The sequence below is a fragment of the Trichococcus pasteurii genome (assembly GCF_900112935.1).
Classification (GTDB): Bacteria; Bacillota; Bacilli; order Lactobacillales; family Aerococcaceae; genus Trichococcus; species Trichococcus pasteurii.
Map to the genome: position 1 here is coordinate 1 of NZ_FONM01000006.1, position 23122 is coordinate 23122.

The 23122-nt window shown below is 48.5% G+C and carries 28 protein-coding genes; 8 read left to right on the forward strand and 20 right to left on the reverse strand.

What is annotated here, in order from left to right:
* Positions 1-3: 3 nt before the first annotated feature.
* Positions 4-165 carry an IS3 family transposase gene (locus tag BM184_RS15700; RefSeq protein ID WP_409373509.1) on the forward strand — a complete coding sequence of 54 codons (162 nt, stop codon included), beginning with the start codon at positions 4-6 and terminating at the stop codon, positions 163-165.
* Between the two features lie 151 nt (positions 166-316).
* Here the strand turns inward: BM184_RS15700 and BM184_RS15520 are convergent, their stop codons facing one another.
* Complete coding sequence (locus BM184_RS15520) at positions 317-451, reverse strand: hypothetical protein (protein WP_256213062.1); 135 nt, start codon at positions 449-451, stop codon at positions 317-319.
* A gap of 52 nt (positions 452-503) precedes the next feature.
* Here BM184_RS15520 and BM184_RS06785 point away from each other — a divergent pair, with 52 nt between their 5' ends.
* Positions 504-1010: a phosphatidylglycerophosphatase A family protein gene (locus BM184_RS06785; RefSeq protein ID WP_086942712.1), complete on the forward strand. Its 507-nt coding sequence runs from the start codon at positions 504-506 to the stop codon at positions 1008-1010.
* A 277-nt stretch (positions 1011-1287) separates the two neighbouring features.
* On the opposite strand, the gene BM184_RS06790 is transcribed toward BM184_RS06785, so the two are convergent.
* The 7 genes from BM184_RS06790 to BM184_RS06820 all read right to left on the reverse strand — a co-directional run bounded on the left by BM184_RS06790 (position 1288) and on the right by BM184_RS06820 (position 6528).
* Entirely contained in the window at positions 1288-1920 is a 633-nt protein-coding gene (locus BM184_RS06790) for a TIGR01906 family membrane protein (protein ID WP_086942711.1), read from the reverse strand.
* A gap of 2 nt (positions 1921-1922) precedes the next feature.
* On the reverse strand, positions 1923-2690 hold the full coding sequence (locus BM184_RS06795) for a TIGR01457 family HAD-type hydrolase (protein ID WP_086942710.1): 768 nt from the start codon (positions 2688-2690) through the stop codon (positions 1923-1925).
* Positions 2691-2706: 16 nt separating this feature from the next.
* Positions 2707-3426 (reverse strand): YutD family protein, encoded by a 720-nt coding sequence (locus tag BM184_RS06800; RefSeq protein ID WP_086942709.1) that lies wholly within the window; start codon positions 3424-3426, stop codon positions 2707-2709.
* Between the two features lie 9 nt (positions 3427-3435).
* Complete coding sequence (locus BM184_RS06805) at positions 3436-4824, reverse strand: bifunctional metallophosphatase/5'-nucleotidase (protein WP_086942708.1); 1389 nt, start codon at positions 4822-4824, stop codon at positions 3436-3438.
* Positions 4825-4863: 39 nt separating this feature from the next.
* Complete coding sequence (gene ybaK, locus BM184_RS06810; protein WP_086942707.1) at positions 4864-5367, reverse strand: Cys-tRNA(Pro) deacylase; 504 nt, start codon at positions 5365-5367, stop codon at positions 4864-4866.
* A 149-nt stretch (positions 5368-5516) separates the two neighbouring features.
* Positions 5517-5960, reverse strand: coding sequence for a MarR family winged helix-turn-helix transcriptional regulator (locus tag BM184_RS06815; RefSeq protein WP_086942706.1), 444 nt, complete (start codon positions 5958-5960; stop codon positions 5517-5519).
* A gap of 169 nt (positions 5961-6129) precedes the next feature.
* Positions 6130-6528 (reverse strand): hypothetical protein, encoded by a 399-nt coding sequence (locus tag BM184_RS06820; protein ID WP_086942705.1) that lies wholly within the window; start codon positions 6526-6528, stop codon positions 6130-6132.
* Between the two features lie 169 nt (positions 6529-6697).
* Here BM184_RS06820 and BM184_RS06825 point away from each other — a divergent pair, with 169 nt between their 5' ends.
* A complete protein-coding gene (locus BM184_RS06825; protein WP_086942704.1) occupies positions 6698-7060 on the forward strand; it encodes a YbaN family protein in 363 nt (120 codons plus the stop codon).
* 29 nt (positions 7061-7089) lie between these two features.
* Here the strand turns inward: BM184_RS06825 and BM184_RS06830 are convergent, their stop codons facing one another.
* Together BM184_RS06830 and BM184_RS06835 are read right to left on the reverse strand one after the other, a co-directional pair.
* The gene (locus BM184_RS06830; RefSeq protein WP_086942703.1) at positions 7090-8781 is read right to left on the reverse strand and encodes a peptidase M20; all 1692 of its coding nucleotides are present in this window, start codon (positions 8779-8781) and stop codon (positions 7090-7092) included.
* 11 nt (positions 8782-8792) lie between these two features.
* Positions 8793-9701 carry a dimethylarginine dimethylaminohydrolase family protein gene (locus tag BM184_RS06835; protein ID WP_310793414.1) on the reverse strand — a complete coding sequence of 303 codons (909 nt, stop codon included), beginning with the start codon at positions 9699-9701 and terminating at the stop codon, positions 8793-8795.
* A gap of 256 nt (positions 9702-9957) precedes the next feature.
* On the opposite strand from BM184_RS06835, the gene BM184_RS06840 reads away from it, so the two are divergent.
* Positions 9958-10836, forward strand: coding sequence for a LysR family transcriptional regulator (locus BM184_RS06840; RefSeq protein ID WP_086942701.1), 879 nt, complete (start codon positions 9958-9960; stop codon positions 10834-10836).
* A 75-nt stretch (positions 10837-10911) separates the two neighbouring features.
* Here BM184_RS06840 and BM184_RS06845 read toward each other — a convergent pair whose 3' ends face one another.
* The 3 genes from BM184_RS06845 to BM184_RS06855 all read right to left on the reverse strand — a co-directional run bounded on the left by BM184_RS06845 (position 10912) and on the right by BM184_RS06855 (position 11886).
* The gene (locus BM184_RS06845) at positions 10912-11328 is read right to left on the reverse strand and encodes an HD domain-containing protein (protein ID WP_086942700.1); all 417 of its coding nucleotides are present in this window, start codon (positions 11326-11328) and stop codon (positions 10912-10914) included.
* A gap of 80 nt (positions 11329-11408) precedes the next feature.
* The gene (locus BM184_RS06850) at positions 11409-11648 is read right to left on the reverse strand and encodes a SemiSWEET family sugar transporter (protein ID WP_086942699.1); all 240 of its coding nucleotides are present in this window, start codon (positions 11646-11648) and stop codon (positions 11409-11411) included.
* A 25-nt stretch (positions 11649-11673) separates the two neighbouring features.
* On the reverse strand, positions 11674-11886 hold the full coding sequence (locus tag BM184_RS06855; protein WP_218150999.1) for a hypothetical protein: 213 nt from the start codon (positions 11884-11886) through the stop codon (positions 11674-11676).
* Between the two features lie 128 nt (positions 11887-12014).
* On the opposite strand from BM184_RS06855, the gene BM184_RS06860 reads away from it, so the two are divergent.
* The gene (locus tag BM184_RS06860; protein WP_086942698.1) at positions 12015-12905 is read left to right on the forward strand and encodes a LysR family transcriptional regulator; all 891 of its coding nucleotides are present in this window, start codon (positions 12015-12017) and stop codon (positions 12903-12905) included.
* Between the two features lie 113 nt (positions 12906-13018).
* Here the strand turns inward: BM184_RS06860 and BM184_RS06865 are convergent, their stop codons facing one another.
* Together BM184_RS06865 and mgtA are read right to left on the reverse strand one after the other, a co-directional pair.
* On the reverse strand, positions 13019-13450 hold the full coding sequence (locus tag BM184_RS06865) for a hypothetical protein (RefSeq protein WP_086942697.1): 432 nt from the start codon (positions 13448-13450) through the stop codon (positions 13019-13021).
* A 33-nt stretch (positions 13451-13483) separates the two neighbouring features.
* Positions 13484-16033: a magnesium-translocating P-type ATPase gene (mgtA, locus tag BM184_RS06870; protein WP_086942696.1), complete on the reverse strand. Its 2550-nt coding sequence runs from the start codon at positions 16031-16033 to the stop codon at positions 13484-13486.
* 285 nt (positions 16034-16318) lie between these two features.
* On the opposite strand from mgtA, the gene BM184_RS06875 reads away from it, so the two are divergent.
* Positions 16319-17236, forward strand: a complete 918-nt coding sequence (locus BM184_RS06875; protein WP_086942695.1) for an FAD:protein FMN transferase — start codon at positions 16319-16321, stop codon at positions 17234-17236.
* Positions 17237-17240: 4 nt separating this feature from the next.
* Positions 17241-18884 (forward strand): FMN-binding protein, encoded by a 1644-nt coding sequence (locus BM184_RS06880; RefSeq protein WP_086942694.1) that lies wholly within the window; start codon positions 17241-17243, stop codon positions 18882-18884.
* A 93-nt stretch (positions 18885-18977) separates the two neighbouring features.
* Here the strand turns inward: BM184_RS06880 and BM184_RS06885 are convergent, their stop codons facing one another.
* The gene (locus BM184_RS06885) at positions 18978-19418 is read right to left on the reverse strand and encodes an OsmC family protein (protein ID WP_086942693.1); all 441 of its coding nucleotides are present in this window, start codon (positions 19416-19418) and stop codon (positions 18978-18980) included.
* 226 nt (positions 19419-19644) lie between these two features.
* On the opposite strand from BM184_RS06885, the gene BM184_RS06890 reads away from it, so the two are divergent.
* Positions 19645-20265 carry a metal-dependent hydrolase gene (locus tag BM184_RS06890; RefSeq protein WP_086942692.1) on the forward strand — a complete coding sequence of 207 codons (621 nt, stop codon included), beginning with the start codon at positions 19645-19647 and terminating at the stop codon, positions 20263-20265.
* A 276-nt stretch (positions 20266-20541) separates the two neighbouring features.
* Here the strand turns inward: BM184_RS06890 and folE are convergent, their stop codons facing one another.
* The 4 genes from folE to BM184_RS06910 form a co-directional block, all read right to left on the reverse strand.
* On the reverse strand, positions 20542-21153 hold the full coding sequence (gene folE, locus BM184_RS06895) for a GTP cyclohydrolase I FolE (protein ID WP_086942691.1): 612 nt from the start codon (positions 21151-21153) through the stop codon (positions 20542-20544).
* A gap of 2 nt (positions 21154-21155) precedes the next feature.
* The gene (gene queE, locus BM184_RS06900; RefSeq protein WP_086942690.1) at positions 21156-21821 is read right to left on the reverse strand and encodes a putative 7-carboxy-7-deazaguanine synthase QueE; all 666 of its coding nucleotides are present in this window, start codon (positions 21819-21821) and stop codon (positions 21156-21158) included.
* On the reverse strand, positions 21822-22253 hold the full coding sequence (gene queD / locus BM184_RS06905) for a 6-carboxytetrahydropterin synthase QueD (RefSeq protein ID WP_086942689.1): 432 nt from the start codon (positions 22251-22253) through the stop codon (positions 21822-21824). It abuts the gene before it with no gap.
* Between the two features lie 324 nt (positions 22254-22577).
* Complete coding sequence (locus BM184_RS06910; protein ID WP_177208575.1) at positions 22578-22907, reverse strand: DUF2500 domain-containing protein; 330 nt, start codon at positions 22905-22907, stop codon at positions 22578-22580.
* Positions 22908-23122: the final 215 nt, after the last annotated feature.

The following is a 23122-nucleotide window of genomic DNA, read 5'->3' on the forward strand; positions in this document are numbered from 1 at the left end:
CTCATCAAGCGTGAAAAATATTACCGTCGTAAATTTACTAGTCGTTCTTCTTTGATTGATATGATTCACAACTATATGGAATATTACAATAATAGACGCATTCAAAGGAAGCTGCATATCATGACTCCAATGGAGTTTCATGATCAGTATTTCGAGGCAGCCTAATGAACCCTCACGTTTTATGAGTGAAGCGTTTTGTGCTTCGCTCATAAAACGTGTGGGCCGCCAAGCGTAAGCGCGGCAGGGTTAAAAACGAAAAAAACTGCCCCCACATTACGGGGAGCAGTCTGTAAAACTGTTTAAATATTTTACTGTCCTATTGACGGGTGGCATACCATACAGAGACGGCCCCTTCTTTTTCGCTTAGCCCAGAATTTTTGGACAGAATCTCCGCCAAATCCGCTCTCTGGCGCAAATAATAAATCAGGAATGCCTCTTCTTTTGTTTTCACAAACCAATCCTCTATAATAAAAGTATCAAATACGAATCCAGGAGGCTTTAATATGGTCAAATCAGACAGCGAGTTGCATGCACGAGCGGTGGCTTTGATGAAAGAACGCGGCGTAAGCGTCGAAGATATCGCCGACCTCGTTTTGCATCTCCAAAAATCCTATGTCGACAATCTGACTATGGAGGAATGCATCGAGAACGTTACGGCTGTGTTCCTGAAACGGGAAGTCCAAAACACAATCATAACCGGCATTGAATTGGATAAGCTCGCCGAATCTGGGAATCTGTCCCAGCCACTCGCGGACATTATCCTGAACGACGAAGGCCTCTACGGCATCGATGAAATCCTTGCTCTTTCCATCGTCAACGTATACGGGTCGATCGGCTTCACGAACTACGGATACATCGATAAAGTCAAACCAGGCATTCTCCAGAAACTGAACGACAAATCCGATTCGGAGTGCCACACCTTCCTCGATGACATCGTAGGCGCCATCGCCGCAGCCGCAGCCAGCCGTATCGCCCACGACAACCCAAACAAAAGCGACATAATGAAATAGAGTGTGATGATTCGCGGGAGGGGATGAGCACTAAGAGGCTATTACGAGAACGGACGCTTTTTGTCCGTGTGTGTTAGTCAGCTTAGGCGGAGATTTCTGGGATTCAGAACACGTTTTAGAGATTTTGTTAGGATGCACTGTGGTCGCAAGCGCCCAAGTGTATCATGTCTCTAAGCGATTAAAAATCGCAAGAGCCATGACAAAATCGAGCACCCAGTCAAAACAAAAACCAGCTTGAGCTGCCATCAAACAAGATGGCAGCTCAAGCTGGTTTATTTTATGTTGTTTTCACTTTCCTGCGTACCCAAAAGTACAACAGCACAAGCGCTAGTTCAAGCAGCACGAAGACCAGCACAAAGCAGTGCATGAAGAAATCCTGCGGCAACGCCAAAATGATCGGATCTGTCCGTGCATCAAAGATCCAGGCATCATTATTGAAGAAGACACCGTGGAACGCGACAAACAAACGGTCGAAGTTCATGAATATCACAGTCAAAGCCACCAATGGAGCAGCGATCATCAGCCGCAACGGATTCAACATGCGCCAGTAGCCCTGCTCTTTTTTCACCATCCGCAAAAACAATACGGTTGCGGCGGCCGACACACCCAAGACGGCGTAATCCAACAGGAACAATCTTTTCACCTCATGAAAATGGAACAGGCCGCTTTCGGATGCCGGGAAATCAGGCATTTTCAATTCCGCAATCCATGGCAAATTCAGATACTGCATCAGGATGCGGTAATTATCCAGTATGACGTCTTTCGAAAATCCGGTCATCTGTTCAATGTTCAGGTAATCGATATCGAAGCTGTAGAGCGGGGTGAAGTTGATCGTAAAAGCGATGCTTGCACTCAGCACCAGAAAAAAAATTGCTGTGTATCCGAAAAAATATTTCAGCTTTTGCACCATCACTACACTTCCCACTCGGACAGATCATTGATGATGTAGGTTGGTTGCTCATCCTTGCCTTCGATGTCCACCAACTGGGAGAATCCTGTCAAGACCATCAACGTGTCCACACCATAATGGACACCGGCCAGGATATCTGTATTATAGTTATCCCCGACCATGATGACATCTTCTTTCTCCAACTGCATCCTTTTGATGGCGCCTGCCATTATAGTTGGATACGGCTTTCCGATGATCAACGGTTCTTTCTGGGTGCAAGCCTTCAGAAAGGCAGTCAAAGCACCGGCTCCTGGAATAAAGCCTCGTTCGGTCGGCAAATTGGTATCCGGGTTCGTCGCAACAAACTTAGCTCCTTTTTGGATGGCCAAACAAGCAGTCTCCAATTGCTGATACGTAACCCCGCGATCCAACGCCTGCAGGACAAAATCAGGATCTTCATCCACCATCTCAAAACCGGCTGACTGCACCTCCTCCTTCAAAGAGGCTTCACCGACGACAAGAACCTTTTTGCCGATGTTCAATTCATTCAGGTGATCCAATGCCGCCATGGCGCTGGTGTAGATATGATCTTCCGTCACATCGATCTGGAAGTTTTGCAAAAGGTTCTCTTTTACCTCTGCGGCAGTCTTGGTTGCATTGTTTGTGACGAACAGGAACGGTATGTTTTTATCCTGAAGTTCTTTGACGAAGATTTCCGCTGTCGGGATGCGCTCAGCACCTTTATACACGGTTCCGTCAAGATCGATTAAATAACCTTTGTACTTTTTGATGATATTCTCCTCCTGATCACTGCTCTATCTTTTTGATTTGGAAACTTTTCTTCTCGCCCTTAGCAGGTCGGGTTGTTGTCGTTTTAGGTTTATCCTTTGGCTGGGAGTCCTTCGCGTTCACATCTTTGATCACAAACCCTTTTTTCTTCGCTTGGCTTTTTGGTCTTTCGGCATTTTTTGTTTCTTTATTTTTGTTTGGTTGAATCGGAGCAGGGATTGGCTGGGCAACCGTTCGGGCAGCTGTATCGGCTGGCAATTCTTCTCTGTTTGCTTCACGATTTTTCCGCTTGCGATTGCGCTTGGTTTTTGTGATTTTTTCTTTCTCCGCTCGCGTTTTTTCGATCACGAAATAGGCACAACCAAAATTACAGTATTCATAGAGATAATCCTCCAGGAAGCTGATTTTCTTATCTTGGGATACCTTGCTGTTGTTGTTTCTGTAAAAGCCCTTGAGACGTAACTGATCATAGCCCCAATCCCCGACGATGTAATCGTACTTACTCAAAATGGACGTATATCTCCCGGCTAACGCTTCAGCATCAAAGCCTTCACGGTGATTGATACTCAATTCGTATTCTTGAGTACCCACCAAAAGACGGTTATCGTCCAATAACTTAACCATTTCTTCCTCTTCTTTACGGTCTATTGTTTCCGACCCACTATCATCCGCAATAGTTTCCAGTAAGGAGTCAACTTGTGTTTTCAATGACTCATCCACAAATTCCTTTTTATCCACGATAGCACCTCACTTTTCTCTCATTATAGGAAATTTATCTTCTAAATGCAGACCGAACACGTCCCTAAGGAAATACGGGAACAGCAGACGGCTGCGGCCTTCGTTTTCAATTGTCGGGAAATAGCTGATGTAGCGGAAATGGTCCACCGTCACAAAGGTGATGTCTTCCTCATCGGAAAGCTCCCGGCCTTCCAACATCACGCGGTTCGTAATCGGTTCGACTTCGAACCCCCGGTAGCAGAGCTCCCCGAATACCCTTCCCCGGAAACCCATGCCGGTTATTTCCTTCGCCATCAGTTCTTCGCGCTGCGATTCCATTTCATCAATCATGACTTTAAAATCCCGCCCCGTCAGCGTGCATTCCAGCAGGCGCATCGGATGCGGCAGGATTTGGTGGAGATGATTCTTGGTGATGATACCTTGAGGCAAATCTTCCAGGAACAGTCCGGAGTTCAGTATGCCGAATGGCGTACCGGCATATTCGGTCACAGCGTCCAATCCCAACAGCAACAAATCACTGATGTGGCCTTCGTCCGCATTGAGCCGGTTCGGGTTGTCCGCGATCGGAATCGCAGACAGCAGTTCCTCTCCGCGCTGTTGCAGTTCCTCGACTTCCGCTCGATCGCCAGGTTCTTCCGGCAGATCCGCCGCTTCAATCAATTCGGCCTTGCGATCCAGAATCCTGTCGGAATCATAGCTGACCGTTACATGACCGATGTATTTTCCGAACTTGCCCGCTCCCAGCAACAAGGAATCATCCACATGCTTGCCTTCCGGCAGTACATGGTGAGTATGCGCTCCGATGATGATCGGAATAGAACGGTACATTTCGCCGATATGGATGTCCTCGATGATGCCGACGTGCGACAAAAGGATGATCAAATCGACGGACGGCGCTACTTTCAACAAAATTTTCGGCAGAACTTCATCCGATTCCTTAGGGTCCCAACCGTTCGGGACATAACTGAGGTAGAGCGGTGCCGTCAGACCGATGATGCCGACCTTCAATCCGCTGGACAAGGTCTTGATCAGATAAGGCTGCGCCCAAGTCGGCAGAGCATCCGTCTCCGGATCGTAGAGATTCGCCAACACAACCGGAAATTCGGCATTATCATAAAGTTCGTCCAGTTGGCGTTTGTCGTTGCCTATTCCTTCATTGTTCCCAATCGTCACCGCATCAAACGGAATTTGGTTCAACAACTCGATGTTCGCTTTACCGTTGGTGGCCTCCGTCAAAGGGTGCACCCGATCGCACGCGTCGCCGATGTCGAAAAGAAGCACCTCTTCTCCATTTTTTTCATGGAAGGTTTTCTTTTCCAACAAAAAGCGCCTGATCTTCGGCCAATTATCAAAATGTGAATGCAGATCATTGATATGATAAATGTGCAATTTTTTCATGATACGTTCTCCTTTTCCGTTGACAAAGAGGAACGTGCTTCATTCATCTTTCTCTTGTGTTATCTTTTCAACTTTAGCGTGCGCAACGGCAATCAGATCGGCCGGGCTGATTTCGATCTGCGTTCCGCGTTTGCCTCCGGATACGAGCACGCTCTTTTCATCAAGGATGTGATGCGAAAAATAGGTAGGGAAAGCTTTCTTCATCCCGACCGGCGAGCAGCCGCCCCGGATGTAGCCGGTCGTCGCTTCCAGATCCTTCAACGGCAGCATTTCGATCCGTTTATTGCCGCTGACTTTCGCAAAAGCCTTCAGGTCCAGCTCGTTCTGCGCCGGGATGACCCCAACAACGACACCGGTCTTATCGCCGACCGCTACGATGGTTTTGTATACCGCTCCGGCATCCTGACTCATTTTCTCAAGGACGGATAGCGCATCAAGGTGGTCCTCCGACCAAGCGTATTCGTGGATTGTATAAGCGCGCTTCTGCTTATCCAGCATGCGCATCGCATTTGTTTTGGTGATTTTCTTATTTTTCACTGTCATCTTTCCTTTTTATCTGATACTGCTTATTTTACCATATGTATAGGGATTGCATCCGGAAAAAGTGATTTATCGGGCATAAAAAAGCGCAAAAAAAGTGACTCCCCAGCCAGATGCTGTGGCAGTCACTTTTTTGTTATGCTGAATTGTGGTCAATGCTCCAAATTTTCGGCATGGACCCCGACTCTTTTGGCCAAGTCGATGAACGTTTCAACTTCTTTATCTGAAAGGACAGAAAAAATTTCTGCGATATACGCAGCATGCAATGGGAAAATGCGGTCCATCAATTTGCGTCCTTCTTCAGTAATGGCTGTGAATATAACGCGGCGATCAGTTGCACATGGGATGCGTTGCACCAGCCCTTTGCTCTCTAATTTATCGACAACGTACGTCAAACTGCTGCTGGCAAGCAAGACTTTCTTTCCGATGTTTTGGATCGGTTGTTCCCCTTTATGGTACAACAATTCCATCACGGCGAATTCGGAGAAATTCAAACCTTGTTTCATCATATCTTTCTTCAGTTTGTCCTGTACATGTTGGGATGATTTAAATAACACAGTAAGGGCCTTTAAAGTATCGCGATCTGTTGCAGACATCGTAACACCACCTCCCTTTAATATTTCGATTTCGAAAGAATAATATCACGAATAATAAGGTTTGTCAAAATATACAAACGCTTGCACGATGGGAATAATAGCAATCGCTGCAAAAAAAAAAGCGTACGGCTGGACATCGAAAAGCCCAACGTACGGTTTTTATAAAGAATCATGAGAGCTGATCATTCCACCTGAAATACAAAACAATCAGGTAAAGGATCAACGTCAACAACATGGCTACGGCAACATAATACCCGTAGAGCACGACGTCGAGGAATATCAGACCGTCGGATATCAGCGGCGACAGGATGATTCCTGCCAAAAAAATCAGTTCCGCTGCGAGCAAGAGCAATACTTTAGATTGCCTGAACCTGAACAGCAGAAAATACGTAAGCAAAATCAGGATACATAAAAATAGCACGGAGTAGTTTTGTGAATAAAACCGATAGCCTGAAGTCGGGTCCAACGCGAACGTCGCATAGTTCGGAAGCAGGATCCAAGGCATAAACAGACTGATTCCAAAAACGGCAAACAGTAAACCCAAAATTACAAGAGATGTATTTTTCATAATAGCTCCTTCTCGGTAATGAATCAGGACTTCCCTAATACACGCGCTCCGCCAAATGTACTATACTATCCGAATAGTATATCACAAACAATCTTCATTACGACGATATTGTTAACTATAAGCAACAAAAATCATCTGGTTTTCGCCAGACTTGAAGGAGACTATCCATTTGAAAAAGTATCTATATATCGCATTAGGGTCATTAACATTCGGACTCGGGACTGTCGGGATATTCCTGCCATTCCTGCCTACAACTGTCTTCTATCTGCTGACCGGCTTCTTCTGGGTCCACAGTTCGGACCGTCTGCATCAGCAATTCGTCGAATCGGAAAAATACAAACAATACATCGAGGAGCCGTTAGTAAAGAAAAACATCACGAACCCAGGAATGGTCCGGATGTTCGCGATGTTGCTCTTCGTCTTTGCAATCCCTTTTGCGCTGACCGACAGCGCGTTGTTGCGCATCCTACTGATAATCGTATACTTGGCCCACCTGATCGGTTTGACCTGGCATCTGCGGTTCAGGAAATAGCAACGATTACGTCAATCTCCAACGTCAGATCACAGTTTCCCCAAACTTCCGGATAATCGCTTGCCATTTTCCGCATGGTCCTCCTCGCGGGATAGATTCGAAATGACTTCCCGGATCAGTTGGGGCAGGACTTCATAGGAATAGGGCTTGTGGATCCTTTCCTTCCAAGTGTGCGCCCCTTTTCCGAACACACCCAGATTAACCGCAGGGATCGAAAGTTCCTGAATATCATCGGTCGGCAGCGGGTAAATGCTTTCCATGCCCGGAAAATTTTGGATCAATGTCAGGATTTCCGCTTTTGTTTCGCTCATGGACAGGTAGCTGCTGTCGGAAAGGAACGGAAAGAAGCGCCGTTTTTTGAATGTCTGGCCGTGCTCTTCACCGATTTTTCCCATCGCGGCTGAAATGGCACGGTCGACCGAAGAATCCGGTTCGATGCCATTATGCGGACAAAACGGCGGTGCCAGGAACAGGATGACTTTGGCGCTGTCGTCCCCTGTCGCATGCTCCAATGCCTCGACCAGCCGGAAGCCGAATGCGCGTTTGTCCTCGCTGCCGTATTTATTTAACGCGTCCGCAATTATCGCAGCCGTATCGACGCCCTTTTGCGAACACTCCCGCAAATACTCTTCGAAAAGCAGCACCTTCACCTCGTGCTCGACCGTACCGATCGGAACGCCGACTCTGGCACGGTATTCGGCAAGTCGGGCGTCCAATTTATCCGTCACTTCCCGTACGGCTTCCTCGGCTGCACCGCGCAATACCGTCAGCACCTCCGTAACGGAGCATTCGTAGAGGAAAGTATTGAAATACAGATGAGCCACTTTCGCTGTTTGGACATTGTAGAAGTCTTTGCAGTCCCGCTGCTGGAGAGCGGATGACGGCAGGACCTCTTCGTCGTCGATCAGCTCGCACAAATCAGGGTTCGTGTTGATCGCCAAATTGATGGCACTGGAAAGCAGTGTCGGATCGATGCCCTGCAAGGTGCTGCCCACATGCGTTTCGCGACCTTTGATGTAAAAACAAGGGAGGATTTTCCCGGCAGCGCCCGTATACAGATAGCGCGTGCTGTCCCCCTCATACAACGGCGAGACAAAATCGGTGTTGACCGCAATGACGAATTCATAGCCCTTCCGCTTGAATGCCAGCAGCTCCGGCAAAGAAGCGATGACGCCGGTATGATCGTTCTCCTCCACGGGGTTCCCCATCAACAACAGGTTGAAAGGCAGTTGTTCCGGATGTAACGAATAATGCAGCAGGTTCGCCAGATGCACAGCCATCCCGCTTTTCATGTCCAACATGCCGCGCCCGAATGCCCACGCCCCGGACAAGGCATCCCTTTGAAGCTCGGCATCCGCTTCGTAATTCTCAAAAAAGCGCAACAGACGCTCCGGCGAAAAAGCATCTGCTTTCTGCTTTCCGAAGTCCTCGACACCGACCGTATCGATATGGGCATGCATCAGGACGATCTTCTTCGAATCAGCTTTGGGGAGAAAAGCGAACACATTTCTCCGCTGCAAAGGGTCATTTTCCAACGGCGTCTCCCAGACCAGCTCGGTGTGCTCCTGAAAATAAGGGAAACTCGACAGGATTTCAAAAACCCGTCTGCTGAGCTCCGCTTCGCCATGAGCGGAACTGTTCACGCTCGGGATTTGGACGAGTTCTTTTGCCAATGCTTCAATTTGCTGCGGTTGCGGCAGATTTTTGATTCTCTCGTACATATCGTTACCCCCTATGCGTTCATTCTTCTAAGAGGAAAGGTCATACAATGGATGCCTCCCCCTAATTTCAGCAGCTCAGTCAACTCGATTTCATGGACGGTGAGTCCTTTCTTGCGCATCTTTTCATTGATGCGCCGATTCTGGGCCAGGGAAATCACTTCGTCACAACCGATCGCCTGGACATTGTAGCCATGCCGGAAAATCGCGGGTTCGTCATCGGTGATCAATTCGATCTCCATTCGCTTCAACAACGCGACGAAAGCTTCAGGCAAATCTGCATAGCCGATCGCCACTTTTGGAGCAACCAGGTTAAAGCACATATCCAAATGGAGATACCTGGGATCCATCTCAACGGAATGCACTTCATAACCCAAAGGCTTCAGGATATCCGTAATCTGGCCGAATCCCTCCGCATTCGTCCGATCCAGCATACCGATCGCCACCGTGCGTCCGTCAAGGAAGGCAAAATCCCCGCCCTCAAAGACGCCCGTCCCTGAGACTTCCCCCAATAACGGAACCCCCAGCTCGGCCATTTTCTCTTCGTAGGCTGCCGTTTCCGGCAAGCGGATCCCATTTTTGAATTTCCCGAGTATGTAGCCTTCGTTTACGCAGCCCCCGAAGTCCCGGGCGAACACGGCATGCGGTAGGATTTCATCCTTATCCATCAGTTCGACGGAAATGCCCAAACTTTCATATAATGTACGGAGATCTTGGAATTCCTTTAGAACACGACCTTCATCTATATGTTGCATGTTCCAATTTTTTGAAATTTCATTGATTTGTTCTGCCTGATGGACATGATTGGGTTTTGAAAGCAAAACCTTCTCCAACCTGCCTGTTCCGTTTGCGACATACATAAGCTCCCTCCGTTCACTTGATGCTTTTGCAGATCCGGATGAACGGCCACCTATTGCTGCCATTCAGAACGGATCCTTGCTTTTTTCTTATCTGATTCAAAGTATAAGCAACATTTTCAAGGCCGGCTACTCGGTGTAAATTGCTGAAAACGGTGCCTTCCCGTTCCCACAAGCATTGGAAAGGACATTGGAATAGTTGCGGCTTTTCCTATTTGTGTGATATTTCCTAACAGGATTCACGACTTTCTTACATACCCAACCTTTTTTCATAACTACTGGTTATACTGGGTGGTAAATAAGCTGACACGGAGGGATTGCAATGGGTTTAACACAGCTACGGACTTTCCATTATTGCGCTACTTTTTTAAGTTTCTCAAAAACCGCCCAACATTTCGAACTGAGCCAACCGGCAATCACCAAACAAATCAAAAAGTTGGAATCGGACCTTGAGCAGGAGTTGTTCATCCGTGCCGGCAGGAAACTGTTCCTGACAGCGGCCGGGGAAGCCTTGTTCGAGTATTCCTCACAAATATTCAGTCTTTATGAAGAGGCACTGGATAAGATGCGTAATCTGTCCGAAAAAAAGCGGCGGCTACGGATTGTAGGGGATCTTAATTATATGAAGATGAACCTGTCGGCATTTTTCGCGAAAGCATACGAGCAGTTTCCTGACATCGAAATCGAGATCGATACCGCTGAGAACGCCAAATTGATATTTTCAGGCGTACGCGACAAACTATACGACATCGGCATCCTCAGTGCCAATTACACAACGATCGGCGTGCGCGACCGGTTGCTCCGGGAAGACAACATCTGCTTGGTCGCTTCAACCGTTTTGGCCAGCCGCATGAGACGCGAACCCAATCTGCAGCCGCCCTTGCTATTCTACAAATCGGAATCCTCCTACAGCAGCTTCCTTCAGGAATTCATGCACAGAAACAGCCTGTCAGACCAGAATCGGATGACCTTCAACAGTCTCGAGATGATCCGCCAAGCCTTGTTGATGGACGCGGGTGTCGCCATCCTGTCGGAAGATGTCATCAAGGAAGACCTCCTGGCCGGGCGCGTCACCATTTTATCGACTCCGACTGAGTCATTGAAGATCAAGACAAGAGTAATCTATCGGACGGACAACCCGATGCTGCGCAGCATCGAGGAATGCCTGAAATTGATCATTGATGAAACGAGCAAATCCTGAAAATACAACGCTTTTATAATACAAAATGGATCAGCAAATCCTCCTTCCGGGGAATTGCTGGTCCATTAATTTCTTTCACTTTGATAAATATTCAATCGCCTTGCGGTATTTCTCTGCCCGCTCCCTGTCCTTTTGGGTGATCTTCTCCAGACGGCTCAAATCCGAATTGTGCTTCAGATCCGCCAGCTTTACGGCAGTGGCCAACCGGTTCTTTTTAACGCCAGCCAAATATGCGGCATAGTTTTGGTTATGCTTTTTGGTCAATGCTTCAACAGCTTCGACAACATTGTCCGGCAAACCCTTCGCCAGCAACTCATTTGCCGTCACATCCGTATCCTCGATGATATCATGCAGCAGCGCGACAGCCTTCTCTTCATCCGTCGTCATCTCTGCAGCCACTTGCAACGGATGCAGGATATAATCAAGACCGGCTTTATCCGTCTGTCCGGCATGCGCTGCTTTCGCAATTTCAAACGCCAACTCTTCCAACATGATTGCACCACCCTTCTCATCCATTATAATTGACTTTATAACAAAATGAAAAAAGGATCAGCGTGAACTGATCCAAATTTTTATTTATATTTCAATTTGGCAACCAGAATGACCAAGGCCAAGCAGAAAGTGATGAGATTGGCGATCAACAGTGCCATGTCCCCCATTATATACCCATGCGTCATCCATAAGAAGATGCCTATCACTGACATGAGGTACATCCCCAACGAAATGGCCTTCGTGTCCTTTGTCTGTAAAACTTTGATAACCTGCGGTACGAATGACAATGTCGTCAATATTCCTGCGATCGTTCCAATCATATTCTTTTCCCCCTGATTTGTATTATTATTTTAGTCTGTAAAGCAAGTAGTCCAAACAGTCGATCGCCTTTTGGTCCTCATGGATCTTATCCAATAAAATGTGCCTGTGTTTCTTCAGCAAATCCATCTGTTTTACCTGTTCGTTCGTTTGGCGGTAGTGCAGGAAAGCAGCGATGGTTTCATTCGTGCAGCCTGCATCATTAAGATTTGTGATCATCATTTCTTCACTTATGTCCACTCATCTCCCTCCTTATGTGAACAGAATATATCGAATCAAGGTGAATTTCAAATACCTATATCAGATAACTTGATATACTTGAAAGGCATAGCAAGAAACGCTAAAATGGTGGCGAAGGAGTTGAGGTCATGGAAATCAGAGTGCTGCAGTATTTTTTGACGATCGCAAGGGAACAGAGCATTTCGGGTGCAGCGGAATTTTTGCATATCACGCAGCCTACCCTTTCCAGACAAATGAAGGAACTGGAGGAGGAACTCGGAAAGCAACTTTTCATCAGAGGCAACCGCAAGATCACTTTGACGGATGACGGCATGCTGCTCAGAAAAAGGGCGGAGGAAATCATCCAACTCGTTGATAAGACCGAGTCTGAAATGCGAGCGGACGATACTGAATTCAGCGGGGACATCTATATCGGCGGTGGCGAATCCGAAGGGATGCGGATCATAGCGCGCGCAATCAGCAGAGCCCAAACGGAGCACCCGCTGCTCAAATTCCATCTGTTCAGCGGCAATGCCGAGGACGTTACGGACCGATTGGACAATGGTTTGCTTGATTTCGGCGTACTGGTCGAGCCGACGAACATGACCAAATATGATTTCATCAAGTTGCCGACAAAGAACGTCTGGGGCGTGCTGATGAGGAAAGACAGTCCACTGGCTGATTTGGAAAGCATCGCACCGAAGGATCTGAGGGGTAAACCGGTCATCTGCTCGAACCAGATGCTGGTCAAAAACGAACTTGCTGGTTGGCTCGGTGGCAATGAGCGCAGCCTGAACATCGTCACAACCTATAATCTACTTTACAATGCCTCCCTGCTCGTGGAAGAAAACAGCCATTATGCGCTGTGCTTGGATGGCATCATCCATACCGGCGAAGGCAGCGACTTATGCTTCCGTCCGTTGGAACCAAGGCTTGAGGTCGGACTCCACTTTGTCTGGAAGAAATATCAAGTGTTTTCGAAAGCCTCGGATTATTTCCTGGGATTGGTGCAGGAAGAAGCACGATCCCAAAGCAAGTAATGAATGATCCGATACGAATTTCGAAATACCTTATGAACGGCTGCGCGATAGCGAAAAAGAAGCATTACACCCTCATCAGATTTGGGCGTAATGCTTCTTTTGTTTACAAACATTCATTTCTTCTCTTTCGTGTGCGAGCGGATATTGGCGATGATCTGGATAATGAACAAGCCCAACAGAATTCCGCCTTGCAGCTTCGAATGTTTCCACGTCATTACGATGAAACCGTAATTCATCGACCAATACAGCATCAGATAAGGCGTCAATAACTTCCAATTTTCACGGAAAGATACCTTCAGAACGAAGTCGTAGATGCCTTCCAGCATAAGGAAAGCCAGGAAGATTCCCAGGAATATCGTGTATTGGGTCGGCTTCTGCTGCTGTTGCGCCAGGACGATTCCGATGACAGCCGGGATCGCCAACGCCAAATAGACTTTCCCCGTGACCGCTACCTGCGCGGTTTTGGTATACCGCACAAGAAAAAATATCGTAATCAAAAGTAAACTGTTCACTATCCCGAGCAAAAAATAAAAAGTCTCGAACATGCGTATCCCGCCTCCCTGATTGCAACACACTGCTTATCTGCGTACTTTCTTGGTTTCCGGCTGCGCCTTTGCTTTATAAAAATAATACTTGGCGATTTCCGTGACGATGACGTACAGGCCGAGGATGAGGAACAGAGACAGCAACAGCATTGGCTTGATTGGTTCCATGCCAAGGTATTGACGAAACGGCAAGTATGGGATCAGCATAGTGATAATGCCCACCAAGATGGATGAATATAGCAAGATTGGGGCGGGTTTGCTTCTGTAGAAACGCTTCTGCGTACGCATGACCAATAATACCAGCAATTCCGTGAGCACTGAAAAAGTGAACCAGCTGCTCTGAAATAATCCGTGTTTGGCATCAAAACCGATGAACAGGAGGGCAAAAGTCAGATAGTCAAAAACCGAACTGACAAGCCCAAAAACAAACATAAAATCACGGATGAAATGGATATCCCATCTGAGCGGCTTTTCCACTGTTTCCTTATCCACACTGTCATTGGCGATGGTGATCGCAGGGAAATCGCTCAAAAAATTGATCAAGAGTATTTGTTTGGGGAGCAGCGGCAGGAACGGCAGGAATAATGATGCCCCCGCCATACTGAACATATTGCCGAAATTGGCGCTGGTAGTGACTTGGATGTATTTGAGCGTGTTGGCAAAGGTTGTCCTTCCCATCACAATACCGCGGCTCAGTACTTCCAGATTTTTTTCCATCAATACGAAATCAGCCGATTCCTTGGCCACATCAACGGCATTGTCCACTGATAGGCTGACGTCTGCCGCATGCAGCGCTGGCACATCGTTGATGCCATCGCCCATGTAGCCCACCACATGATTTTTCTTTTTCAGGGCGAGAATAATCCGCTCCTTCTGGTTGGGATCCACTTCTGCAAAGACCGTATTGGCTTCGATTTTAGCCCACAAAGCTTCATCACTCAGCTTCATCAGTTCCGATCCGGTAAGAACCCCAGTGACTTTCAGACCTACCGCCTCGGCAGTGTGCAAAGCGATCAACTTATTGTCCCCAGTGATTATCCGCAGACTGACCCCTTTACGCGCCAAGTCTAAAATGGTCTGCGAAACATCCGCTTTCGGATGGTCAAACAGGAGCAGAAAGCCCATCAGGACCATTTCCTTTTCGTCTTCAACTGCATATTTCCCCTGCATGGGCACCATTTTTTGGGCGACTGCAATGATGCGGATTCCTTGACTGCTCCACTCCTCGTAGTGCTGTTGGATGCCGGACCGGATTTCTTCATCCATTGCGCTTTCGGCGCCAGCGATTTCAACCCGCGTGCAGATGGCGAGGATGCTGTTCAAGGCCCCTTTCACGATCATCATGCACTTTCCATCCTCCTGAACAATGACACTCAGTCGTTCCCGGTTGAAATCAAAAGGGATTTCCCCTTGTTTTTTGACGGCACTGATGTCCACATCTTTGGATGCACTGATTGCCTCGTCCAGCGTATTCACCATCCCTGTCTGAAGGCGCGCATTCAAGTACGCAAGCCGAAACACTTCATCTGAGGGCTGCCCGGAAACATCAGCCGCACCATCAAGACGGATGGCGCCCTCCGTCAAGGTTCCGGTTTTATCGGTGCAGAGGATATCCATGCTGCCGAAATTTTCGATTGCGGTCAACCGGCGGACGATGACCCCTTCCTTCGCCATAATGCGGGATCCTTTCGAGAGGGTGATGCTGATGATTGCCGGCAGAAGCTGCGGCGTGATCCCAACAGCAAGAGCAACCGAGAAAAGCAAGGCTTCGATGGCTGGCCGGTTCATGATGACGTTGATCGCGAAAACGACCAAGGTGAGAACCAGCATGATTTCAGTCAATAAATAGCCGAATCGCCGCACGCCGCGTTCAAATTCCGTTTCCGGCGGGCGTAAAGAAAGCTTATCGGCGATTTGCCCGAATTCAGTGTTTGCTCCCGTTTCCACCACCAACACCGTGGCGTTTCCACTTTGCACACTTGTACCCGTGTAAACACAGTTGGTACGTTCTTCCAAGCTGGCATCCTCACCGACTTTGCCCGGTTTCTTTTCGGACGGTTGGGATTCTCCCGTGAGGATGGACTGGTTGACGAATAAATTCGAGCTATCCAGAATCAACCCGTCCGCAACAATGAGGCTGCCGGTAGAAAGTTTGATGATATCGCCCGGAACTACCTCTTTTGATGCAATCTCGATCGGCTTACCATCGCGAAGGACGACGGACTTTGCTTGCACTTTCGCCCGGAGTTCCGCTATGACATTGCCCGCGGTATATTCCTGATAAAAGCTGAGCGTCGCGCTCGCCAAGACGATGGCCAGGATGATCATCGCATCAATCCACTCCCCTGTTGCAGCCGATATTCCGGTTGCAACAATCAGTATGAGGATGATTGGATTTTTGAACTGGCTGAGGAAGGCCCTGAGTTGCGTATCTTTTTTCTGTTTTCTTAGCGTGTTTTGACCGTGCTGCTTCAACCTTACTGCCGCTTCCTCAGCAGCCAGACCGTTTACGTTGGAATGAACAGCTTCCAACATCTCTTCCGGAGTCACACTCCAATAGTTGATTCTCACTTTTTCTTGCATAAAACGACCTTCTTTCACAAACCGTCACACCGCATTCGCTGTCTGAAATGTTGCCCAACTGCACTCTTCATCAAGCAGCTTCCGTTGACCCTATTATAACGCAATCGCGGCTGCATACAGAAAATTTAACCGCGCGGAATAGCGGATTCCATCTTGAAAATGTCATCAGCTGCTTTTCCTCCAACACTTTTCCCGCAAATTTTCGTCTTTTTTTCGGGGAATCGCAATTCTTAGAGGCATACAATGAATGCATGAGAAAGAAAATACAAAAGAATAGGTGATTCCATGCAGATTTCGTTTCAAGCTTTCGGTACCTACAACCAGATCATGGCGGAGGTGGATTGCCTGCCGCTGTTGGAAGAATGCCGGTCATTGTGCGAAGCTATCGAAGCCAAATTTTCCGCCTTCCAGCCCACAAGCGCGATTGCCGAAATTTCAGCGCAAGCAGGCATCCGCCCCATCGCAATCGATGAAGAAACGTTTTTTATGTTAAAAAAAGCACAAGATTTTTCGAATCTTTCCAAAGGAGCGTTTGACATCACCATACGCCCTGCTACCGCGCTTTGGGGGATCGGCAAGAAGGGAAATTACGTACCTGTCAGCCAGGATCTCGAGCAGCTCAATGAACTTGTCGATTACACAGGACTCGTCCTGGACCAGAAAAACGGCACAGCCATGCTGCAGAAAGCCGGCCAGCAGATCGACCTGGGCGGCATCGCGAAAGGCTATGCCGCCGACCGGGCCAGGGGCCACCTCGCTGAGAACGGTTGCAGCTCAGCCCTGATCAATTTCGGAGGCAACATCGCAACGATTGGGAAAAAACAAAACGGAGAACGTTGGCAGATCGGCGTCCAGAATCCCTTGGCGAAGCGCGGCGCGTTCATCGGGACAATTGCTCTGACTGATCAGACGATGGTCACGTCAGGAGTGAACGAGTGCTTTTTCATCCGCGATGGGAAAAGATACCATCATATTTTGGATCCGCGGACTTGCCGCCCGGCCGATTCTTCCTTGTTAAGCGTAACGGTCGTCGGCAACCGATCCATCGATATGGACGCCCTGTCGACCGCTCTGTTCGTGCTCGGACCCGATGAAGGCGCCAAATTGGCTAATCAAACGGGCTGCCACGCCCTGTTCATCTTGACTAACCGGGAAATTTTTGCCACGGACGGTTTCACTAAAATGCTGAAAAGGAAGGTATGATACCATGGATCAGAAAACAAAAAATAAACTGAAACGAAAAATGCGCCAGTTCAAAAAAATCAACTTCGTCAGGAGGATTGTTCAGCTCATCTGCTTCCTCTTGTTGCCCGGATTCTTTACCCAGATCTATTCGAGCACAAAAGCCCTTGTGGTGGCAATCCTCGCCGGCAACTTTTCCTTGCAGGCGAACAGCGTCGACCTCGTTGTCGTACTGTCCGTCTATCCCCTCACACTGTTGTTCGGTCGCTTCTTTTGCGGTTGGATCTGTGCGATGGGCAGCCTAGGAGACCTGCTGACCTCCATCCGCAACGGACTGAAAATCAAGGAACATCAAATCGGGGAGTCCACAGACAGCAACCTGAAGCTGGTCAAATACATTCTCCTACTTTTCTCCATCATTTTCATTTGGGTTCTCCAAATTGTCGCGATTCCGCAAGGACTCAATCCGTTGGATGCTTTCGGGGTTTTGGTTTCCCTGGAAAACCTGGATCTGTTGTTCACCACTTTCCTGATTGCGACAATCCTGTTGATCGGCATTTTGATTGCTTCCTTCTTCGTGCCGCGGTTCTTCTGCCGCTACTTGTGCCCGACCGGCGCCATCCTCAGCCTGGTATCCCTGCCGCGCATGCTGACAATCAAGAAACCAAGAGAGAATTGCCGCAACTGCAACCTTTGCACGCAAAACTGCCCCATGTCCATCCCGCTTTACAAAACGGATAAATCCCGCTCCGGCGAATGCATCGAGTGCGGTCAATGCGTGATAGGCTGCCCAAAGAAAAACTGCAACATGCAATTCTTGGGGAGGGATTTGAACAGCAAGACTCTGGGAGCCGTTACAGCGACAAGCATCGTCGGGCTGAATTATCTTGGGACGATTACGGTCAGCGCGATGGACTTCGAATCCGCTCAAACGATAACGACGATTGCCGAAGCTGCCACACAGCCCTCCACTGGAACAAGCACCGGCCAGTATCAGGATGGCACTTACGAAGGCAGCGCGCGCGGGTTCAAAGGTCTGATCACGGTTTCGGTCACTGTCGAAAATGGCCTGATAACCGACATCGAGGACGTTTCCAACAACGATACCCCTTCATTCTTCGAGAGATGTTGGAGCGTGGTCACGGGCGACATCATCGAAGCGCAAAGTACCGATGTGGATGCCGTTACGGGCGCAACCTACAGCAGCGTAGGGATCATGGATGCGGTCGCCGATGCCCTTTCCGGACAAACAGCCACCGCATCCACAGCAAGCGACTCAACTAAAATTGAATCTGATACCAACGAGGAAGCAGCTTCATCCAGTTCAGAGGAGAGCGCATCAAGCAGTGTTTCTGCAGGGCAATATGCAGATGGCGTATATACAGGCAGCGGAACCGGCTTTCGCGGTGAAACGATTGTGGAAGTGACCGTCCAGAACGGACTGATAACCGACATCACAGAAACATCAAAACAAGACGATGACCAATTTTTCTACCGCGCTTGGACCACCGTCATCGAAGAAATCATCACCGCCCAAGCAGTCGAAGTCGATGCCGTATCGGGCGCGACCTTCAGCAGCAACAGCATCATGGAAGCCGTCTCCGATGCATTGGGTTTAGCTTTCGAAAATCCGAACAGCTCGCTCCCAAGCGGACACGGCGGACATTAAGTTTCTGCATTATCGCTTGAGAGATCAAAAAAAACAAGTGCCCCGATCGATGCAAATTGCGCATCGGTCGGGGCACTTTTCCGTTTAATTTGTCTAAATGATAGTGGTATCAAAGCTGATGCTGGCAGGATTGATCAAGGTATCGCCGACTGGGCAATGCGATTCCACAAACTCCACGAAATGGCTGATTTCCGCTTCGGTATTATCAGCTTTGATGTGGTAGACCGCATGAATGTCAGTAAAACCGATTTTGACATTCTCATCGCCCAAAAATCCGTCTGTGTTCAGGTTTCCGCTCACTTCAATCTCAAGTTCATGGAGTTTGATGCCGAGCTTCGCGGCAAACATCCGCCCGGCGATGGCTTTACAGCTGCCCAATCCGGCAAGCAATGCCTCCACCGGGCTCAAGCCGATGTCCGTACCTCCGAATGCTTCCGGTTCATCCAGCACGATGGATTTGCCTCTGGCTTTGTTAATCACCTGGTAATTTTCGTGCAAACTGGTCGATGTCACTTTGAATAATTGATTTGGCATATCTGTTCCCCCTTAGTTGAAATTTGGTAAGCAAAGAATACCATCTTATCAACCGTTTGGATAACATGCGAAATCGAACACGTTTGATAGCTATAACAGAACAGACTTCGGGAAGGTGAGTCATCTGAACGCGCAAGGTTTTTGTTTCTTTTTGACCCAGAATCGGATATGATAACAACGGCAGGAACAAACGTTCTCGCTTATTTCAATTTCGAAAGGATTCAACATGACTGGAAAAACACACGTAGCGGTAGGGACTGCGGCCAGCCTGCTGGTTACGCAACCCTCCACGCTGAAAGAATTATTCATCTGTCTAGGCGTAGCGATCGTCGGGTCTGTCATCAGCGACATCGATGTCACTACATCTGAATCCCATCAGACACTGGACTGGATTCTCGGTTTGATTCTGGCGGTATCGGTCCTGCTGGCATTCGCAGAGTCCAGGTGGTCGCTCGGCATCTTCTCCGCCATCCTGAACCACAGCTCCTACTCCCGGATTTTTTTCGGGACCGTCATCTTCTTGGGTATCTGCATCTTCGGAAAGGAACAACCGCATAGGTCGTTTCTTCATTCCATACTCGGACTGGCCTTATTGAGCATGGCGGTCTATATTCTGTCGCCGCTTCTGGTTCCTTATTTCGCAGTTGCGATGGCATCACATATCGCGATTGACATGCTGAACCACAAGCGCGTGAAGCTTTTTTACCCGCTGCCCGGCGGCATCCGCCTCGGATTGTGCAGCGCTAACGGCATCGTGAACGGCTGGTTGTTCAAAATCGGCAGCCTGGTGGTCATCATCAAAATGATGCAGCTGATCGGCAGAATGGGATTGGCCTTCTTTTCATAGACGGTAAAACAAAAACACAAGTTTTCTGGCAATAATACTTTGCCAGGATGCTTGTGTTTTTTGTTCATGATTGGCTGAGTTACCCTATTCTCCGGCGAGAGCAGCCTTGGCCGGAGGTGAGATATCGAGTATATCGTTCTTCTCCGGCCAAGCACTCTTCGCAGGAGTTGCGCCCGCGTATTTCAACTGTCCTCCGGTGACAGACCCTTCACCGGAGATCCGGACTCGTTCGCGTTCCCCGCTATCCTCCGCTCAGCCACCCATCACCAACTAACATCAGCCAAACTGATTCGAGCTATCTTTCGTATACAGCATCATCAGCTTATTGTTCAGCATCGGATCGGTGTTGAAGCGTCCGCGCAGCGTGGTCGTAATGGTTTTCGCGCCTGGCTTCTGGATGCCACGGGTGGTCATGCAGCCGTGCTCGCCTTGGATGATGACGGCTACGTCCTCCGATTCGGTGATCTTCTCCAGAATCTCCGCGATGTCGCTGCCGATCCTTTCCTGCAACTGCAGCCTGCGACCCGCCATATCGGCAATCCGGGCTATTTTGCTCAAGCCGATGACCTTTTGTTTGGGGATATACGCCACCGCAACCTTCATGTTGTACATCAACGCCAGATGATGCTCGCAGTGGCTGAATATCTCAATGTCCTTCATGAAGACAAGATCATTTTCGGCATTGCCAAAGGCCAGGTCATCCTCGAAAGTGGTGTTCAGCATTTCCGCGATTTCATCGTTCGTGTAGCACATCCCTTTGTAGATGTCCTCATACATTTTGGCCACCCGTTTCGGAGTATCCTTGAGTCCCTCTCTTTCGGGATCGTCGCCCAAGGCAATCAGGATACCCCTTATATGCTCTTCGATTGCTTGTACATCAATTGCCATAGTTACACTCCTCTCTCGTTCGGATCCCAGATGATTTTGTGGAGCTGCACCTGCATGTTGACCCCATTCATCTGGTTGTCCTTCATGAAATCGACGATGCTTTCCAGCTCGATATCCCCGAACACCGGACTGATGAAGACACTGGCTTTTTCAGTAAGTTTGTATGCATTAATCAATTCCCGGGCTTTCTCCAAATCCGCCATGCTTCCCGATACAAATTTTACCGCATCTTTTTCAGTCAGATGATCGAAATTTTCCAACGCCATCATCCGCTCCATCCCGCTGGAAGGAAGCTTGTAGTCCATCGTGAAGCTCGGCGGGTTTTCCAGATCCGAGAATTTGCTCAACAACACGCTGCCGTTCGTCTCGATTTCGACATAGAGTTCCGAATCCTGCGAAAGCAACTCCAGAAGTTCTCCCATATCTTGCTGCAGCAACGGTTCGCCCCCAGTCAGGGTGACATTGGTGACCTGAGTGTCCTTGATGTAGGCATAGACCTCCTCGGCAGTCATCGGATCAAACGCGACTTTCCTGTCGTTGGCCCAAGCGGTATCGCAATAGCCGCAGTTCAGATTGCATCCCGCGAACCGGATGAAGGTCGCCAATTGCCCGCACCTGCGGCCTTCCCCATTGATGCTGACGAATTTTTCAACTACCTGCAATACCATTTATCTTACCCCACTTTCTTCATAAACTGCGCTGTTTGTTGGTGTTTCATAAACGGTCGCCCGCTTCACCTCATAGCCCAAGCCAGCCATCGTTCTGTAGAAATGTGCGGCGAAATTTTCGGCTGTCGGACGGAACGGGAATTCGATGACGGCAAAGCCGTCTTCCTTGATGCATTGCAGCGTTTGTTCCCGCATGGTCCCCTGCTCGATAATCAGCGCGTGATCCAAGTGATCCACGGCGGTCTTGAGGTCCCTTTTCAGATCCCCGAAATCCACTACCATTCCGTCCAGTTGGCCGGATGCGACCAATGCTTCCGCTTGCACCTCGATTTCGACCCGCCATCTGTGGCCGTGGATGTTTGCGCATTTGCCTGCATAGCCAGCCAGAAAGTGAGCGCTGTCGAAGCTGTGTTCTGTTTTTAAAATATACATTTTTTTATTTCTCCCCCTAAAGTTGTTCGCAGCACCGAAATTTTCCAGGCGCTGCTGCCGTTCTGCCGATCCGTCTTCCCAGAACTTTCCTTGTCTTTGATGGCTTCGAAATATGCAGATCACTACTATTTTTTTGCACAAAAAAAGGGCACACTATGCCCATCAACAATCGACCGCTTCAAATAAGCAGCAGTCAGGTCCTAGTTTTGATTTGAGACAGGATGGTTTCGAACTGTCTTATTCTGTTTTTTGACACTAATACAGACTACTACAGGAAAAATAGATAGTCAAGTTGCCCCCGCAACAAAATAAGGCGAAGGCAGCTCAAATTCGTTCAAATTGTCTGAACCATTTTCTTTTGTACGTCAGCCTGCCGTAATCGCCAATCACATACTTGCGGTACACCCCTCTGCCGACACGGAAGGTGATGCGTTCGCCACCGTCGACTTCGAAGGTCATCACGTAGCTAGTTGTCGTCATCAAAGAGTCCCCGTTCATGTGACTCGCACTCTCCGTATCTTTCCCGATCAATTTGGCGTTTTCGGTAACCTCCACAGCAGTCAGATTCAAAACCCAATTAAAAACCAGATACCCAAATACACTGATGATTCCGATGCTCGCCAGAATCATAATCAACTCAAAATCCTCACTCATACCCATGCCCCATCACACTCCTTGTTAAAATAATAACACTTTTTGATGGAATATTATAATGAATCACCGTCTAATATAAGAGGCGAATTGCCGAATATCGGACTATCATTCGATTATTTTATTCCAGTTTTGGGCGAAATTGCCGAATGCTGACTTGCATTCAACAATTTGACTCCTGTGCAGGCCAAATTTGTCGAATACAGCACGCCTATTCG